This is a genomic window from Streptomyces sp. NRRL S-1813 (genome assembly GCF_000719605.1).
GTDB classification, from domain to species: domain Bacteria; phylum Actinomycetota; class Actinomycetes; order Streptomycetales; family Streptomycetaceae; genus Streptomyces; species Streptomyces decoyicus.
Genome location: NZ_JOHB01000005.1, coordinates 249,490 through 266,801 on the forward strand (window position 1 = coordinate 249,490; position 17,312 = coordinate 266,801).

The following is a 17,312-nucleotide window of genomic DNA, read 5'->3' on the forward strand; positions in this document are numbered from 1 at the left end:
CACCGCGCCGTGATGGTTGCACCGGCGGCCTGGCATCGTGGCAGCGGGAACACCCTGTCCCGGAGAGGAAGCACCGCCATGACCAGCGAGCCCGAGCGGCTGCCGTTCTTCGTCTACGGAACGCTGCGCCCCGGCGAGGCCAACCACGCCTGGGCCCTGCGCGGACGGACCGCGGCCGAGGAACCGGCCCGCATCGGCGGCGCGCTGCTGTTCGACGGCCCCGGCTATCCCTACGCCACCGCCGGACCCGCCGAGGCGGTGGTGCACGGCGCCCTCGTCCGGCCCCGCGACACCGACTACGACGAGGTGTGCGCCACGCTGGACCGGCTGGAGGACTACGCCCCCGGCGACCCGGAGAACCTCTACGAGCGGGTGCCCACCGAGGCCGTGTGCGCGGACGGCAGGACCGTACGGGCCTGGGTCTACCTGGCGGCCGCACCCCTCGCCGCCCGGCTGCGCGCCACCGGCACCCCCATCGAGGGCGGCGACTGGCCGGCATCGAGGGCGGCGGCCGGCTGAACGGCGGTGGGGGAACGGCGGGGGTGGAACGGCCGCGGGGGACGGGCCGAGGGGCGACGGACGCCGGGGGAACGAGACCGGTGACCGGCCCGCCCGAGCGCCGCCGCGGCAGCGGACCGTACCCCGGTTAACCTGGACGACTCCTCTCCAAGGGCCGTCCCGCATCCCTGGCGGGCGCCTTGGCCGAGGCCCCTTCCCGTACCGCAGAACAGGTGTGACCCGCGTGGCTTCCTCCCCGTCCTCCCCCTCCGCCGCAACCGCCCCCGCGCCGCTGCCCAAGGCGGAGCTGCATCTGCACATCGAGGGCACCCTGGAGCCCGAGCTGGCCTTCGCGCTCGCCGAGCGCAACGGCGTCACGCTGCCCTACTCCACCGAGGACGAGCTGCGCCGTGCCTACTCCTTCGACGATCTCCAGTCCTTCCTGAACCTCTACTACGCGCTGATGGCCGTGCTGCGCACCGAGGACGACTTCGCCGACCTCGCCCACGCCTACCTCGCCCGCGCCGAGAAGCAGGGCGTACGGCACGCCGAGATCTTCTTCGACCCGCAGGCGCACACCGCGCGCGGTGTCCCGATCGGCACGGTCATCAACGGCCTGGCCCGCGCGCTGGACAGCGCCCGGGAGACCTACGGCATCAGCACCCGCCTGATCATGTGCTTCCTGCGCGACGAGAGCGCCGAGTCCGCCCTCGCGACCTTCGAGGCGGCCCGCCCCTACTTCGACCGGATCACCGCCGTCGGCCTGGACTCGGCCGAGGTCGGCCACCCGCCGTCGAAGTTCAAGGAGGTCTTCGCGCTGGCGCGGGAGGCCGGGCTCAAGTGCGTGGCGCACGCGGGGGAGGAGGGGCCCCCGGCGTATGTGTGGGAGGCCTTGGACGTCCTCGGCGTGGACCGGATCGACCACGGTGTGCGGTCCCTGGAGGACGAGCGGCTGGTGGCCCGCCTGGTGGCCGACCAGGTGCCGCTCACCGTCTGCCCGCTGTCCAACGTCCGGCTGCGGGTCATCGACGACCTCGCCGACCACCCGCTGCCCGCGATGCTGGACGCCGGGCTGCTGGTGACCGTCAACTCCGACGACCCCGCCTACTTCGGCGGCTACGCGGACGACAACTTCACCGCCGTACGCGACGCCCTCGGCCTCGACGGGGAGACCCTGCGCACCCTCGCCCGCAACTCCTTCCGCGCCTCCTTCCTCGACGAGGCGACCCGCGCGGAGTACCTGAAGGAAGTGGACGCGCACCAGGCGTAGGGCGTGTCTTGGCCGGGAGCGGCCGGCAGGGGCGAGAGTTTCACCCCTGCCGCCCCTCCTGCCCTGCCGCCCCTCCTGCCCTGCCGTCCGCCCTTCCCTCTCCGCCCGTCCTTCCCCCGTGCCGACCGCCGGTGCGAGGCGGAGGGAACACGAAGTTCGCCGCGGGGAAACGGCACCGCAACGCCCGGCTGCCACGCTCACGCCATGACGGCGCCGCTACCGCACCCGACCTCCGCGTCCTCCGCCCCCCTCGGCAAGGAAGACCTCGCCGCCGAGATCAGCGCACAGCTCAGCACCCAGCTCCGCCGGGTCCGGCTGCGCGGCTTCCGCCACCCGGCACCCCCGGCCCCCACCCTCGTCGCCGTGGCACACGGCAGCCGCGACCCCCGTGCCCTGCCCACCGTCCGTGCGCTGCTCGACCGGGTCCGTGCGCTGCGCCCCGGTCTGCCCATACGGCTCGGGCACATCGAGCTGAACCGGCCGCTGCTCGCCGACACCCTCGCGGAGCTGCACGGTGCGGCCGTCCTCGTCCCGCTGCTCTTCGGCCGTGGCCACCACGTCACCCACGACCTGCCCGCCGCACTGGCGGCCGCACCCCAGCTGACCGGCCGCATAGCCGAGCCCCTCGGGCCGCACACCCTCCTCGCGGAGGCACTGCACGGCCGTCTCCTGGAGGCCGGATTCCCCGGGGACCGCTCCCCGCGCACCGCCGTGGTCCTGGCCGCCGCCGGCTCCCGGGCCCCGCGCTCGGCCCAGGACACCGAGCGCACCGCACACCTGCTCTCGGCCCGGCTCGGCGGCACCCCTGTGGTCCCCGCGTACGCGTCCGCCGCCGCCCCCACCGTCGCCGACGCGGTCCGCGCGCTGACCGCCCGCGGCCACGACCGGATCGCCGTCGCCGGCTGCTTCACCGCCCCCGGACGCTTCGCCGCCCAGTGCGCGGCCGCCGCCCCCGGCCCCGCCGCCGCGCCCCTGGGCGACCACCCCGCACTGGCCCGTCTCGTACTGCACCGCTACGACCAGGCGCTCCTGGCGTGCGACCAGGCGCCCCTTGCGCGTACCGGATCCGACCCCGAGAGCGCCAGGGCGGCTACCGTCGCTGTATGACGGGCACACCACCGACCATCTCCGGCTACACCACGGCCGACGCCGAACGCTGGGTCCCCGAGCCCGACAAACGGCCCGGACGCACCGCCTTCCAGCGCGACCGCGCCCGGGTGCTGCACTCCGCCGCGCTGCGCCGGCTGGCGGGCAAGACCCAGGTCGTCACCCCGGGCGCGCACACCCCCGCCTGGGACGCCAGCCCGCGCACCCGGCTGACCCACTCCCTGGAGTGCGCCCAGGTCGGCCGGGAGCTCGGCGCCGCCCTCGGCTGTGACCCGGACCTGGTCGAGACCGCCTGTCTGGCGCACGATCTCGGCCACCCGCCCTTCGGGCACAACGGCGAGCAGACACTCAACGAAGTCGCCGCGCCCTGCGGCGGCTTCGAGGGCAACGCCCAGTCGCTGCGGCTGCTGGCCCGTCTGGAGCCCAAGCGGTTCGTGCCCGCACCGGACGGCTCGACCGTCAGCGTCGGCCTGAACCTCAGCCGCGCCGCCCTCGACGCGGCCACCAAGTACCCCTGGCCGCGCGGCGCCCACCCCACCGACCCCGGGTCCCCGAAATTCGGGGTCTACGAGGACGACCTGCCGGTCTTCGACTGGTTCCGGCAGGACACGCCCGACGGGGCGCAGAGCTTCGAGGCGCAGGTCATGGACTGGTCCGACGATGTGGCGTACTCGGTGCACGACGTCGAGGACGGGCTGCACGCCGGACACCTCGACCCCAACCTCCTGCTCGCCGACGCCGAGCGCGCCGAGATCTTCGCGGTCGCCGGTGCGCGCTATGCGCCGGGCGCCGAGGAGGGGGAACTCACCGCGGCGCTGGACCGCCTGCTGGAACAGGAGTGGTGGCCGCACGGCTACGACGGCTCCGCGCTCGCCCAGGCCCGCCTGAAGGACGCCACCAGTCAGCTGATCGGCCGCTTCTGTCTCGCCGCCGAGGCCGCGACCCGGGCCCGGTGGGGGAGCGGGCGGCTCACGCGCTACGGGGCGGAGCTGGTGGTTCCGGCCGAAACGCGGCTGGAATGCGCCGTTTTGAAAGCCGTCGCCGACCGGTACGTCATGCAGCGCCCCGACCAGGAAGCGCTCCGTGCCGACCAGCGTGTGGTCATCGCCGAACTGGCCGAGGCGCTGCTCGCCCGCGCCCCCGACGGCCTTGATCCGCAGTTCCGTTCACTGTTCGACGCGGCCCCCGACGACACCGCACGGATGCGTGCCGTCATCGACCAGATCGCGGCCCTGACCGACATCTCGGCGCGCTCTCTGCACGCCCGTCTCACCCGAAAGCCTGGTCACACCAAGGCCAACAGAAGGTGACCCTAGGGGGGAAGCCCCTCTTCCCCCCTCACGCTCCGTGCGGGACGCTCGAACCCGACCGTTTTCGAACGGGGCACCCTGACATCAGTGAACAGAGAACCCTGACCACCGCGCACGGGACACCCGTTCAGCAGCGCACGGGAACCCCGACGGCACCGAAGGCATCAATCCGGGGAAGGCAGACCGGGGGTACACCGGGGGGCGTTTACGGACGCGGACGTACGGCACCGCAACGAGGAGGAAGCAAGTGGTCGACGCACACCAGACGTTCGTCATCGTCGGGGGTGGCCTGGCCGGCGCAAAGGCCGCGGAGACTCTCCGCGCGGAAGGGTTCACCGGCCGGGTGATCCTCATCTGTGACGAGCGCGACCACCCGTACGAGCGCCCCCCGCTCTCCAAGGGGTTCCTGCTCGGCAAGGAAGAGCGCGACAGCGTTTTCGTCCATGAACCCGCCTGGTACGCCCAGGCACAGATCGAACTGCACCTGGGCCAGCCCGCCGTCCGCCTCGACCCCGAGGCGAAGACCGTCCGCCTCGGCGACGGCACCCTGATCGCCTACGACAAGCTGCTGCTGGCCACCGGCGCCGAGCCGCGCCGCCTGGACATCCCCGGCACCGGCCTGGCCGGCGTGCACCACCTGCGCCGCCTCGCCCACGCCGAACGGCTGCGCGGCGTCCTGGCCTCCCTCGGCCGCGACAACGGGCATTTGGTGATCGCCGGCGCCGGCTGGATCGGCCTGGAGGTCGCCGCCGCGGCCCGCTCCTACGGCGCCGAGGTCACCGTCGTCGAGGCCGCCCCGACGCCGCTGCACGGCATCCTGGGGCCCGAACTCGGCGGCCTGTTCACCGATCTGCACCGCGAACACGGCGTGCGCTTCCACTTCGGCGCCCGCTTCACCGAGATCGTCGGACAGGACGGCATGGTGCTCGCCGTGCGCACCGACGACGGCGAGGAGCACCCTGCCCACGACGTGCTCGCCGCGATCGGCGCCGCCCCGCGCACCGCACTCGCCGAACAGGCCGGACTCGACCTCGCCGACCCGGAGGCCGGCGGCGGGGTGGCCGTCGACGCGGCGCTGCGCACCTCCGACCCGTACATCTACGCCGCCGGCGACGTGGCCGCCGCCGACCACCCGCTCCTGGATACCCGGCTGCGCGTCGAACACTGGGCCAACGCCCTCAACGGGGGCCCGGCCGCCGCGCGCGCCATGCTCGGCCAGGACATCAGCTACGACCGCGTCCCGTACTTCTTCTCCGACCAGTACGACGTCGGCATGGAGTACTCCGGCTACGCCCCGCCCGGCTCCTACGCGCAGGTCGTCTGCCGCGGTGACGTCGCCAAGCGGGAGTTCATCGCGTTCTGGCTCGGCGAGGACGGACGGCTGCTCGCGGGGATGAACGTCAACGTCTGGGACGTCGCCGAAACCATCCAGCAACTCATCCGCGGCGGGGTGCGGTTGGAGCCCGGCGAGCTGGCCGATCCGGAGGTTCCGCTGACCTCACTGCTCCCGTAGCGTGCGCGTATGACGCAGAACCCCACCGGGCCCACCGGCCCCGGCAACACCGACGTCCCGGTCGTCACGCTCGACGACGTCCGGGACGCCGCCCGGCGGCTGACGGGCGTGGCACACCGCACGCCCGTGCTGCGCTCCCGCACCCTCGACGCACTGGCCGGCGCCGAAGTCCACCTCAAGTGCGAGAACTTCCAGCGGGCCGGCGCCTTCAAGTTCCGCGGCGCCTACAACGCGGTCTCCCGGCTCTCCCCGGAACAGCTCGCACGCGGGGTCGCCGCGTACTCCTCCGGCAACCACGCCCAGGCCGTTGCCCTGGCCGCCCGGGAGCTGGGCAGCCACGCCGTCATCGTGATGCCCGAGGACGCCCCGAAGTCCAAGACGGACGCCACCGCCGGATACGGCGCCGAGATCGTCCGCTACGACCGCTACACCGGCGACCGCGCCGCCCTTGGCCGGCAGCTCGCCGAGGAGCGCGGCCTCACCTTGATCCCGCCCTACGAGCATCCGCACATCATCGCCGGTCAGGGCACCGCGGCCCTGGAGCTGATCGAGGAGACCGGCCCGCTCGACGCGCTGCTGACACCGGTCGGCGGCGGCGGGCTGATGGCCGGCTCGGCCACCGCCGCCACCGCGCTGGTCCCCGGCATCCGCATGATCGGCGTGGAGCCGGCGGCGGGCGACGACACCCTGCGCTCACTGGCCGCCGGCCACCCCGTCACCATCCCCGTCCCGCGCACCATCGCCGACGGCCAGGCCATCGACACCCCCGGCGAGCTGACCTTCTCCGTCAACCGCCGCCTCCTCGACTCCGTCGTCCTGGTCAGCGACGACGAGATCCGCGCGGCCATGAAGCTGGCCTTCGAACGCCTCAAGATCGTCACCGAGCCCAGCGGCGCCAGCGCCCTCGCAGCCCTGCTCAACGGCCGCGTCGATCTTCCCCCCGTGCCCGGCCGGCCCGGGCGCGACCCCCACCCGCCCCGCATCGGCGTGATCATCTCGGGGGGCAACGTGGGGCTGGAGCGGTTCCTGGAACTACTGGGGTGAGGGGAGCGGCGTCGGGTGGCTTCGTCTGCCGTCGGCGCCGCCTCGCCCGCGCCGACGGGCTTCGCCACCGCCGCCCGCTCGGGTGCCCGGACACGAATCCCCTCGCCCGCCCGAACGGGCCGGGCCCGTCGGCGGCTGCCGGTGGCCAGGGGTGTCCGACCCCGGCCGTAGAATTCACGCGTGGCAGGCAGGATCAACGATGACGATGTGAAGGCGGTGCGGGACGCGGTCCCGATCGACGCCGTCGTGTCCGAGTACCTCCAGCTCCGCAACGCCGGCGGTGGCAACCTCAAGGGCCTGTGCCCGTTCCACGACGAGAAGTCCCCGTCCTTCCACGTCAGCCCGGCCAAGGGCCTGTACCACTGCTTCGGCTGCCAGGAGGGCGGCGACACCGTCGACTTCATCATGAAGCTCGACCACCTCTCCTTCGCCGAGACCATCGAGCGGCTCGCCTCCCAGGCCGGTATCACCCTGCGCTACGAGGAGGGCGGCTACACCCCCGGCCGCCAGCAGGGCGAGCGCACCCGCCTGGTGGAGGCCCACAAGGCCGCGGCGCAGTTCTACATCGAGCAGCTGGACGGCCCCGAGGCCGAGATCGCCCGCAAATTCCTCGCCGAGCGCGGCTTCGACCAGGCCGCCGCCCAGCACTTCGGCGTCGGCTACAGCCCGGCCGGCTGGGACCACCTCACCCGCTTTCTGCGCGGCCGCGGCTTCAGCGACCAGGAGCTGGTCCTCTCCGGCCTCTCCCAGGAGGGCCGCCGCGGTCCCATCGACCGCTTCCGTGGCCGCCTGATGTGGCCGATCCGCGATATCGCCGGCGAGGTCGTCGGCTTCGGCGCCCGCAAGCTCCGCGACGACGACAACGGCCCCAAGTACCTCAACACCCCCGAGACACCCCTCTACCGCAAGTCCCAGGTCCTCTACGGCATCGACCTCGCCAAGAAGGAGATCGCCAAGACCAACCGCGCGGTCGTCGTCGAGGGCTACACGGACGTCATGGCCTGCCATCTCGCCGGGGTCACCACCGCCATCGCCACCTGCGGTACGTCCTTCGGCGAGGGCCACATCAAGATCCTCCGCCGGCTGCTGATGGACAACGCAGGATCCGAGGTCGTCTTCACCTTCGACGGCGACGCCGCAGGCCAGAAGGCGGCGCTGCGTGCCTTCGAGGACGACCAGAAGTTCGCCGCCGAGACCTCCATCGCCATCACCCCCGGCGGTATGGACCCCTGCGATCTGCGGCTCGCCAAGGGCGATGCGGCCGTCGCCGATCTCGTCGAGGCCCGCACCCCGCTCTTCGAGTTCGCGCTGCGCCATCTCGTCTCCCGGCACAACCTCGACACCACCGTCGGCCGCGCCGCCGCCCTCGACGAGGCCGCCCCCATCGTCGCGAACATCAAGAACAGCTCCATCCAGCACGAATCCGCCGTCCAGCTGGCCGGCATGCTCGGCATCCTGGACACCCAGTTCGTCGTCCGCCGGGTCAGCCAGCTCGCCCGCTGGGCCCGCGAGCGCGGCCGCGAGGGCGGCCCCGACCAGGGCCGTCAGCAGCACCGCGGCCGGCCCCAGGCCGCCGAGCAGGCCCGCCCCGCGCCCGGCCCGCGCGGCCCGGCGCTCAACCTCCGCAGCCCCGCCCACCGCGTCGAGCGAGAGCTCCTCAAGCTCGCGTTGCAGCGCCCCGACCTGGTCTCCCCGGCCTTCGACGCCTACGGGGCCGACGAGTTCACCGCCCCGCCCTACGCCGTGGTCCGCCAGTGCATCGAGGACGCGGGCGGCACCGCGGCCGGCGCCCACGACAGTGCGTACGTCCCCCGGGTGCGGGAGGCGGCCCCCGACGACACCGTCCGTGCCATGGTCACCGAACTCGCCGTCGAACCCCTGCACACCCGCCGCGACCCCGACGAGGCCTATGCCGGCGTCCAGTTGGTCGCCGTCCGCCTCGCCGCCGTCAACCACCGCGTCACCGAAATCCGCGGCACCCTCCAGCGCCTCGGCCCCCGCGCCGACCCCGAGCACCTCACCGCCGTACAGAACGAACTCTGGGTCCTCCAGCAGTACGGCCAGTCCCTGCGCGAACGCGGTTACGCCGCCCTGTAGGGCGCTCTCACACCCTCGGGCACTCCCCGCGGTAGCCGTCCGGTCACGGACCGGACTCAAAAAGTGCTCGCACGCCCCTCGTGGCGGGAGTGTGTCGTACTCCACACTGAGGAGCGGTGCCTGAGTCCTCGGAGCGGGGCGGGCCCGGCCGCACCGTGCCGGAAGCCCCCGCGGACCCGCTCTCGACGTACGGGACGGACAGCGGCTCGGCCGCATCCGTGCCCGACCTTTCTGCCGCCTCAGCAGCGATCACCCTGGAGGTCGCCCCCGTGCAGACCCAGACCCTCGCCGACGCACCGGCCGCCGCAGAACCGGCCGCGGAACCGCTCCCGGCCCCGGACGCGGAGCCGGTCCCCGAGCCGCTCACCGTGCCGCAGCAGGCCGAGCCGCCCGCCGTGGAGATGGCCATCGAGGAGATCATCCCGGAGCGGGTGCCGCGCCCCGAGACGGGCAGCCCGTCCTCCGATCTCTTCCGCCAGTACCTCCGCGAGATCGGCCGGATTCCGCTGCTCACCGCCGCCGAGGAAGTCGAGCTCGCCCGCCGCGTCGAGGCCGGTCTCTTCGCCGAGGCGAAGCTCACCAACACGCCCGACCTCTCCTCTCAACTCGCCTTCGATCTCGACAAGTTGGTGGTGCTGGGCCGGATGGCCAAGCGCCGTCTGATCGAGGCCAACCTGCGCCTGGTGGTCTCCGTCGCCAAGCGCTATGTCGGCCGCGGGCTGACCATGCTCGACCTCGTCCAGGAGGGAAACCTCGGACTGATCCGGGCTGTCGAGAAGTTCGACTACGCCCGCGGCTACAAGTTCTCCACCTATGCCACCTGGTGGATCCGCCAGGCGATGTCCCGCGCGCTGGCCGACCAGGCCCGGACCATCCGCGTCCCGGTCCATGTCGTCGAGCTGATCAACCGCGTGGTGCGGGTCCAGCGACGGATGCTCCAGGAACGCGGCTGCGAACCGACCCCCGAGGAGGTCGCCGCCCACCTCGACCTGACCGAGGAACGCGTCAGCGAGGTGCTGCGGCTGGCCCAGGAGCCGGTCTCGCTGCACGCCCCCGTCGGCGAGGAGGAGGACGTCGCCCTCGGCGACCTCATCGAGGACGGCGACGCCGCCTCACCCGTCGAATCCGCCGCGTTCCTGCTGCTCCGCGAGCACCTCGACGCGGTCCTCTCGACCCTCGGCGAACGCGAACGCAAGGTCGTCCAGCTCCGCTACGGCCTCGCCGACGGACGCCCCCGCACCCTGGAGGAGATCGGCCGGATCTTCGGCGTCACCCGTGAGCGGATACGGCAGATCGAGTCCAAGACCCTCAACAAACTCCGCGACCACGCCTTCGCCGACCAGCTCCGCGGCTACCTCGACTGAGGCCGCCGGGACCCCGGCCCCGCGCGGCCCGGTACGTCACCCTTCCTGGTCCAGTACGTCACCCTTCCCGGCCCGGTACGTCACCCCTCCTGGTGGAACGCCCCGGGGTGGGTCTCGTCGCGCACCGTCGTGTACTGCTGGCGCACGGCCTGGCCGACCGGCAGCTCCTCGCCCGGCTCGAACACCTGGCTCGCGGCGGCCGGCCACTGCGGCGGATCGACCCAGGCGGCCTGGCCGCCCGGCCGGGGCTCCGCGCCGGGGGCCGGGGCGAGCGTGCCGTGCGCCACCCCCCACGCCCAAGCGGCCTGCCGCGCCGCGCCCAGCGCCGCGTACTCGGCCGGCTGCGGCACCACGACCGGTACCCCGAACAGCCCCGGCGCCACCGCCTGCACGGCGCCCAGCTCCGCCGCCGCGCCCAGCAGGAACACCCGGCGCACCGCCACGCCCCGCCCGCGCAGCACGTCCAGCGCGTCCGCCAGCCCGCAGAGCATGCCCTCCACGGCCGCCCGCGCCATGTGCTCCGGCTTCATGCTCTCCCGCCGCATCCCGTGCAACGACCCGGCGGTGTGCGGCAGATGCGGGGTCCGCTCGCCCTCCAGATACGGCAGCAGCACCATGCCGTACGCACCGGGCGAGGACTGGAGCGCCAGCTCGGACAGGCCTTCCAGATCCGTCCCCAGCATCTCCGCCGCACCGCGCAGCACCCGCACCGCGTTGCTGGTGTGCACCACCGGCAGATGCCGGCCGGTCGCGTCCGCGAACGAGGTGATCGTGCCGGTCGGGTCCGCCAGCGCCTCATGGTGGATGCTGAACACCGACCCCGAGGCGCCCAGCGACACCACGGCGTCACCCAGCCCGACGCCGAGCCCGAAGGCGGCCGCCATCATCTCGCCCGTACCGGCGGAGATCAGCAGCCCCTCCGGGGTGAACCCGGCCGTCCCGGAGGGGCTCAGCACCTCCGCCAGCCGCACCTGATGGCCCAGCGCCAGCTCCACCAGATCCGGCCGGTACGACTCGGTCGCCGCCGACCAGAAGCCCGTCGCCGAGGCCCCGCCGCGGTCCGTCGTACGCCGCGCGGGCCGCCCCAGCAGCTGCCACGCCAGCCAGTCGTGCGGCTGCATGATCTCCGCGATACGGGCCGCATGCGCCGGCTCCGTACGTGCCAGCCAGCGCATCTTCGTCACCGCATGCGTCGCCTGCGGCACCGCGCCGACGGCCTGCGCCCACGCGGTACGCCCGCCCAGCGAGTCGATCAGATCCGCGGCCGCGGACTGTGCCCGCCGGTCATTGCCCACCAGCGCCGGCCGTACGAGGTTGCCCTCGACGTCCAGCGGGACCAGGCCGTGCGGCTGCGCGGAGACGCCGATCGCCTGCACCCCTTCGAGCAGCCCGCCTCCCGCCGCCTCGCCGAGTGACATCAGCCATGCCTGCGGGTCGACGTCGGGCCCCTTCTCGACGGGGTGCGGCGCGTACCCGTGCCTGATGACGGCGCCCGTGTCCGCATCGCAGACGACGATCCGTGTGCTCTCGGACGAACTGTCCAATCCGGCGACTATCCCCATGGACTCAGATGATGCCCCATACGACGCATAGGGGCAGCGTCAGGGTTTGCCCCCGGGGCTGCGGCTCAGGTGTTGCTGGTGCCCCAGTCGTCCTCATCGGGGGAACGCTGCGCGCGCAGCGAGCGCACCCGGCTGCTGACGGAGTCGGGCAGCCGGTCGCCGACCTTCGCCGACACCGTCCCGAACGCCTTCGACGCCGCCTCGCGCCCGGTCAGCGCGGCGGACTCCGCGGTGTTCCGCACCGCCGGGTTCCGGCTGATCCGCTGGGCGGCCTTGCGGAGCTGCTCGTACCGTTCCCGGCCGGCCTGTGCGCCGAGCACATACCCCGTGGCCAGTCCCGCGATGAACGTGAGCCGGTAGCGCATTGCTCCACCTTTCCTCTCGTCGGACCCGTCCGGTACCGGTACGGACCGGAGTGCCGGGCTGTGCCGCGCGCCTACCCTCCGGGGCCTGAGATCACCCGAGGTGACCTGAGGCGATACCGATTGGCGGAGCACCCCCCTGCTTGCGCTAATGTATGTGTCGCAGCGAGCGCGCGCCGTCCGGAAGACCGGACTGCGGTGCATTCGAGGCACACAGAGCAATCCCCTGTAGCTCAATTGGCAGAGCAGCCGGCTGTTAACCGGCAGGTTACTGGTTCGAGTCCAGTCGGGGGAGCGCGGTCCCCTGTAGCTCAATTGGCAGAGCATTCGGCTGTTAACCGGAGGGTTACTGGTTCGAGTCCAGTCGGGGGAGCAGAGGGAAGAGGACCCCGGAAGGGGTCCTTTTTCTTGTGCCGTGGAACCGAACGCCCGGTGATCGAAGTCCTCTTGGACGTGCGTGGTCGCACGGCGGCGGCCCTCACGGGCAACAGATCGTATGAGCGGCTATGCTGCGGCAGACGGCGCGCACAAATGTGCGCGACGCGCCGTGGGGGGCGGTAGCTCAGCCGGTTAGAGCAGCGGACTCATAATCCGTCGGCCGTGGGTTCGAGTCCCACCCGCCCCACCGCAGCACCCAGGGCGAAGGTTCTTTCTACCTGGGGAAGCGTGAGAACGGGGGTCACCGCGTCAGCGCGGCGGCCCCCGTTCATCCGTTTGGAACTGGTTGTTCCGGTTCTTCTCGCTCCGCAGGCCTTCCCGGCCCGCTCCTGGCGCACGCCGTAGGCCACCTCGTGGGGCACGACGGACGACGTGGACTCGGCGGTGTCGAGCCTGACTTCGGGCCAGGGCATCGCGCACATTGCGCCGTGCCGGGGGCCGAGAAGATGCCCCACAGGGAGTACCGCCGCTCGCCCTTGACGAAGTCGAGGAATGTGCTGGTCTGTTCGGTTGGCCCTCGCCACGCACACCGAACGGCGTCACGCGAGGGTCACGCCGGCTCAACGCTGCGGTCATGGCCGCGCTCCCACTCTGGATTCATCTATGGGCTCTAGAGAGGAAGAGGAGGCGCAGTGATGACGATCATCCGGAAGCGCTTTACCCATGTGGTCGGCGCGTCTTTCGCAGCGGCGGCGCTCGTCGGAGCGATGGGAGCGGTAGGGGCGACAGGCGCTGAACCAGCGGCTGCGAAGGCTCCGACCCAAGCGACACAAGCGGCGCCAGGAGCAGCAGACGTCCTGTGCGTCAGCAAGTTCACCGGCAAGGTCATCGATGTCGCTCCGGGCTCGGTCAGGGCGCTGTGCAAGAGGGGCGGCGGAGGCGGCGGAGGCGGCGGGGGTGGCGGGGGTGGCGGACGCACCGTAACCGGCGCCACCACCGTAACCGGCGCCGTCACCACCGGCGCCAGCACCACCACCGGCGCCAGCACCACCACCGGCGCTACCACGACGACCGCCGCCCAGACCACCACCGGCGCCACGACGACCGGTGCCCAGACCACCACCGGCGGCACGACGACCGGTGCCCAGACCACAACCGGCGCCACCACGGGCGCCACCACCACCACCGGCGCCACCACCGGCGCCACCACCAGCACCGGCGCCACCACAACCGGCGCCACCTCAACCAGCACGGGTGCCACCACCACGGGAGGAGGCACCACTGGTGCGACTGGCGCGACCGGTGCGACCGGCGCGACCGGTGCCACGGGTGGCACCACAGGAGCCGGCGGCTGAGCGCATGGCATCAGCACAGGCGGCCGAGCCGACAACGCCCGAGGCAGGGCACGCGCTCGGCAGAGCTCTCGGCTCACGCTGAGGGGCGGGCACCATCCCGCAATCCCTCTGGCGGTTCGTGCCCGCTACGGGCCGTTCCGCCAGGGGGCCGCGCGTGCCGGGCATCGCCTGCGTAAGGGCGCACAGCGCGTCAGACGGGCACGCTCCGGCTGTCGTTCCGGTCGTCCGGACCCTTGCTCCCGGGTAGTCGTGAGGTGAGGCGGTCGCGCGCGGCCGCAATCCTCGACCCGCCCCAGCGCAGGAAGTTCGTCGGCAGAAAGACCATGTCGGAGACGATCATCGCCAGTGAGAAGAACGGCAAGCCGCAGATCACCGCGATGGTCGCGTGTTCGGTCATCAAGATCGCAAGCATGACGTTCTTCACCCGTCGGTTGAGAAGGGTGAAGGGAAAGGCGACCTGTGCGACCACGGTGCCGTAGGTGATCAGTGTGACGACGATGGAGCGGCTGTCGAGTACCTGGGACAGACCGGTCCACGGGCTGAAGTAATCCAGATGGAGTGGGTAGTGCAGGGCGCTGCCGTCCTGCCAGCGGGCGCCCTGGATCTTGTACCAGCCGGCGGTGGCATAGAGCAGACACACCTGGGCGCCGATCACCAGCATCGCCGCGTTGTGGACGAGGTTGGCGACGACATCCAACAGCGCCCTCGCGTCCGGGGAACGACGTCGCCCCGCCCAGAACCACAGGGCCTGGACCAACCACAGTCCCCAGAGGATCAGTACCCAGCCCTTGGGGATTTTGGCGAATCCCGTCATCTGTGCGATGGCGAGGCCCGCGCCGGCGAGGGCCCACAGTGCCACGCTCACCCGGTCGCAGCCGTCCGGGTGCGGTGTCCCCTTGCGCTCCCGCCGTCGGGCGTCCAGCGACCACACCTGCCCGCACCGCGTGAGCACCAGATAGCTCGCCATCAGGTGGATGAGGGTGTCGCCGCCGTCGCCCAGGAGGACGCTGCGGTTCATCAGGGACAACACGCCGACCATGAACAGAATCGACATCGTGCGGGTGTGCCACCCCAGGAGCAGCAGCACACTCGCAACGATCACCCCGTGGTAGACCAGCTCGAACCACAGCCTGTTGTTCGACCACATCAGGACCGTGAACGCGTCGTTCGAGGCGATGAGGCGCTGGGCCAGGTCGAATCCCCACGGGTTGGTGGTGCCGTACAGCTCCAGCCGGTGCGGCCACTCGCGCAAGAGGTAGAGCGCGAAGGTCAGGGCGAAGCCGATCCGGATGATCGCGGCCTGGTACGGCGCGAGTGCCGCACTCGTGATCTTGTTCAGGAGCCTGGCGATCGCCGCGTCGAGCCTGGTGCCCATGTCCTTGAAGGGGGAAGGCGTTGGGGCCATGTCCTTCTCGACGCTCACGGGAACTCCTTCTTGGAGACCGGCCACCATGGGAGCATCTGGAAGGTCTTCTCGGTGCTCGCGCGGTCGTCGCTCCACTTGGGCGGGATGATCGGGGTGTTCGTCGCGTAGATCTGCACCTTGACCACCTGACCGCCGTCGATCCGCGGCCCCAGCCGCTGAGCCGCGATCCGGCGTACGAAGGCCTCGGCGAGTTCGCCGCGCAGGCCCATCGCCCGCCCCTTGGCATCGTGTGTCCTGTTGTAGAAGTCCCAGGCCTGACGCAGCAGGTTCTGGTGCGCGTGACTGGGCACGGGATTGTGCCTGATCGCGCGGATGTCCTGGGCGGTCAGTGCCAGCCAGTTCGTCGTGCGCCGGGCGCCGTCGGGGAACGCGACCAGGGCGCGCGCGTACACGGCGATGTTGTCCTGGAGCGGGTTCGGTGCGAAGAGCTGCCAGTTCTGGTCGAACTCGGGATAGACGTAGCCCTTGACCGGCCGCTCGTACTTCTTGCTGATGGCGTTGGGCGGGGCGACGAACAGGAACAGCAGAAGCAGGTGGAGCGTGACACCGATTGTCAGCAACCCGATGGCCGCCATGATCACGATCCGCGACAGCAGCGGCCAGGACCCGTTCGGCGCCGCCGGCAGCCCGCGGACGGCGGCGGACCGTCCGGGCTTCTTGCCTTCGTCGGCACCGTCCGTGCCGGTCTCGTCCGAGGACCCGCTTGGCTCCACCATGCTCCCCCGTTCACGGGTCCCGGACATCAACGAATGCGCCGACGGATCACCTCGTCCTTCAGGTCACCGCCGCTACATCAGAATAAATAGACTCATACCGATGCAAACATGTTGTTGCGCCGAATGGCTGAGGGGGGGCCGGTGCGCCGGTGCGAGGGGGCTGTGTACCTCGAAGCCCGGCGCCGCCGGGGCGCCGTCACCGGCCGGGGTGCGGCCGCAGCAGCCCGTCCATCAGGCGGCGCAGCCGCGGTGTGGGGCGAAGTCCGAGCTCGTCACGGAGGCGGTGCTCGTAGCGTTCGAAGTCGTCCAGCGCCTCGGACGGGTTGCCTTCCGCCAGGTGGGCGCGGATCAGTGACGCCTGGCTGCTCTCCCGCAGCGGATTGGCCTGTACGGCCGCGTGGGCGGCCGCCACCGCCCCGGCGAACTGCTTCGTGTCGATGAATGCTCCCGCCAGTGACTCCAGGGCGTGGAGCCGAAGCTGCTGCCAGCGTTCCGCCTCCTGCAATGCCCAGTCGTCGTACCAGCCGGGCAGCAGGTTGCCGGAGAGCTGGTCGACGGTCGCCGCACTGAGCTGGAGCTCTTCGGCCGGGACGCCGGGGTCGAGTATGCGCTGGGCCAGCGATCGCGCGTGGTGCAGATCGACGCTGACGTCCCGCGCGAGGCGCACGTCGGTGGGGCTGACCTCCAGGGCTCTCCTGCCGATGCTGCGCAGGCGTGACAACGCCGACCGCAGGTTCGTGTGCGCGCTCTGCTCACATGCTTCGGGCCAAAGACTTCCGGCGACCAGGGACCGAGGGGCAGCAGTGCGGCCGTTGAGCGCGATGAACGCCAGGAGTCGCTTCGAGCCGACGGGGACCACCACCGGCACATCGCCGACCACGAGGTCGAAACCGCCGAGAAGGGCGATCTGCAAGGCCGGCCAGTGATTCACGTGCGGTCTGGAGAACATGAGCTCATCTCGGCTCATGGTCGTTGATCGCGGAGAGGCCCGTCTGCTCGGCATACACCCCACCGGGGGCCCTGCCGTCGCCTGAGGTTCGCAATCATCTGTGCACCTCCCACAAATTCATGTTGCTCCGCCCGGGATGCGTTGTCGAATTGTTCTAGTTTGATGGGAGATGTCGCCTCCGGCGAGGTGCCATCGAGGCGGCTGAGGCTTATCCTCTGCGCCGCTGTCCTGGGTACGGCCTGGTGGCAGGGGCGTCGTTCCGTCACTGAACGGGGGTTGGCGGTCACCGTCGACCAGCCGGGTCCGCCCGGCCCTCTCCGCGCGGTCCTCTCCGGCCGGTGCGCTGCGCGAACGCCGTTGC

Annotated in this window: 14 protein-coding genes and 3 tRNA genes; 12 read left to right on the forward strand and 5 right to left on the reverse strand. The window is 71.7% G+C overall.

Annotated elements, in window-relative coordinates; genetic code table 11:
- The first annotated feature begins 78 nt into the window (after window positions 1-78).
- From IF67_RS0111210 to IF67_RS0111245, 8 genes are all read left to right on the forward strand, one after another.
- The gene (locus IF67_RS0111210) at window positions 79-519 is read left to right on the forward strand and encodes a gamma-glutamylcyclotransferase family protein (RefSeq protein ID WP_030984626.1); all 441 of its coding nucleotides are present in this window, start codon (window positions 79-81) and stop codon (window positions 517-519) included.
- A gap of 223 nt (window positions 520-742) precedes the next feature.
- A complete protein-coding gene (locus IF67_RS0111215) occupies window positions 743-1,768 on the forward strand; it encodes an adenosine deaminase (protein WP_199812711.1) in 1,026 nt (341 codons plus the stop codon).
- Window positions 1,769-1,972: 204 nt separating this feature from the next.
- Complete coding sequence (locus IF67_RS0111220; protein WP_030984630.1) at window positions 1,973-2,875, forward strand: sirohydrochlorin chelatase; 903 nt, start codon at window positions 1,973-1,975, stop codon at window positions 2,873-2,875.
- Window positions 2,872-4,185: a deoxyguanosinetriphosphate triphosphohydrolase gene (locus IF67_RS0111225; protein WP_030984632.1), complete on the forward strand. Its 1,314-nt coding sequence runs from the start codon at window positions 2,872-2,874 to the stop codon at window positions 4,183-4,185. Before IF67_RS0111220 ends, IF67_RS0111225 begins: the two co-directional genes overlap by 4 nt.
- A 247-nt stretch (window positions 4,186-4,432) precedes the next feature.
- Window positions 4,433-5,698 (forward strand): NAD(P)/FAD-dependent oxidoreductase, encoded by a 1,266-nt coding sequence (locus IF67_RS0111230; RefSeq protein WP_030984635.1) that lies wholly within the window; start codon window positions 4,433-4,435, stop codon window positions 5,696-5,698.
- Between the two features lie 9 nt (window positions 5,699-5,707).
- Complete coding sequence (locus IF67_RS0111235; protein ID WP_030984637.1) at window positions 5,708-6,742, forward strand: pyridoxal-phosphate dependent enzyme; 1,035 nt, start codon at window positions 5,708-5,710, stop codon at window positions 6,740-6,742.
- Window positions 6,743-6,922: 180 nt separating this feature from the next.
- On the forward strand, window positions 6,923-8,839 hold the full coding sequence (dnaG, locus tag IF67_RS0111240) for a DNA primase (RefSeq protein WP_030984638.1): 1,917 nt from the start codon (window positions 6,923-6,925) through the stop codon (window positions 8,837-8,839).
- 116 nt (window positions 8,840-8,955) lie between these two features.
- On the forward strand, window positions 8,956-10,203 hold the full coding sequence (locus tag IF67_RS0111245) for an RNA polymerase sigma factor (RefSeq protein WP_030984640.1): 1,248 nt from the start codon (window positions 8,956-8,958) through the stop codon (window positions 10,201-10,203).
- A gap of 80 nt (window positions 10,204-10,283) precedes the next feature.
- Here IF67_RS0111245 and IF67_RS0111250 read toward each other — a convergent pair whose 3' ends face one another.
- Together IF67_RS0111250 and IF67_RS0111255 are read right to left on the reverse strand one after the other, a co-directional pair.
- Complete coding sequence (locus IF67_RS0111250) at window positions 10,284-11,765, reverse strand: FGGY family carbohydrate kinase (protein WP_030984642.1); 1,482 nt, start codon at window positions 11,763-11,765, stop codon at window positions 10,284-10,286.
- Between the two features lie 65 nt (window positions 11,766-11,830).
- The gene (locus IF67_RS0111255) at window positions 11,831-12,130 is read right to left on the reverse strand and encodes a hypothetical protein (RefSeq protein ID WP_030984644.1); all 300 of its coding nucleotides are present in this window, start codon (window positions 12,128-12,130) and stop codon (window positions 11,831-11,833) included.
- A gap of 219 nt (window positions 12,131-12,349) precedes the next feature.
- On the opposite strand from IF67_RS0111255, the gene IF67_RS0111260 reads away from it, so the two are divergent.
- The 4 genes from IF67_RS0111260 (at window position 12,350) to IF67_RS40270 (ending at window position 13,860) form a co-directional block, all read left to right on the forward strand.
- Window positions 12,350-12,422, forward strand: a tRNA-Asn gene (locus IF67_RS0111260).
- Between the two features lie 5 nt (window positions 12,423-12,427).
- Window positions 12,428-12,500 (forward strand) — tRNA-Asn (locus tag IF67_RS0111265).
- Window positions 12,501-12,678: 178 nt separating this feature from the next.
- Window positions 12,679-12,752, forward strand: a tRNA-Ile gene (locus IF67_RS0111270).
- Window positions 12,753-13,200: 448 nt separating this feature from the next.
- Window positions 13,201-13,860, forward strand: a complete 660-nt coding sequence (locus IF67_RS40270; RefSeq protein WP_051817890.1) for a hypothetical protein — start codon at window positions 13,201-13,203, stop codon at window positions 13,858-13,860.
- 190 nt (window positions 13,861-14,050) lie between these two features.
- On the opposite strand, the gene IF67_RS0111280 is transcribed toward IF67_RS40270, so the two are convergent.
- The 3 genes from IF67_RS0111280 to IF67_RS0111290 form a co-directional block, all read right to left on the reverse strand.
- The gene (locus tag IF67_RS0111280; RefSeq protein ID WP_030984648.1) at window positions 14,051-15,283 is read right to left on the reverse strand and encodes an HTTM domain-containing protein; all 1,233 of its coding nucleotides are present in this window, start codon (window positions 15,281-15,283) and stop codon (window positions 14,051-14,053) included.
- A complete protein-coding gene (locus IF67_RS0111285) occupies window positions 15,280-16,002 on the reverse strand; it encodes a DUF5819 family protein (protein WP_030984649.1) in 723 nt (240 codons plus the stop codon). Before IF67_RS0111285 ends, IF67_RS0111280 begins: the two co-directional genes overlap by 4 nt.
- A 196-nt stretch (window positions 16,003-16,198) precedes the next feature.
- Window positions 16,199-16,933 carry an AfsR/SARP family transcriptional regulator gene (locus IF67_RS0111290; protein WP_030984651.1) on the reverse strand — a complete coding sequence of 245 codons (735 nt, stop codon included), beginning with the start codon at window positions 16,931-16,933 and terminating at the stop codon, window positions 16,199-16,201.
- Between the last annotated feature and the right edge of the window lie 379 nt (window positions 16,934-17,312).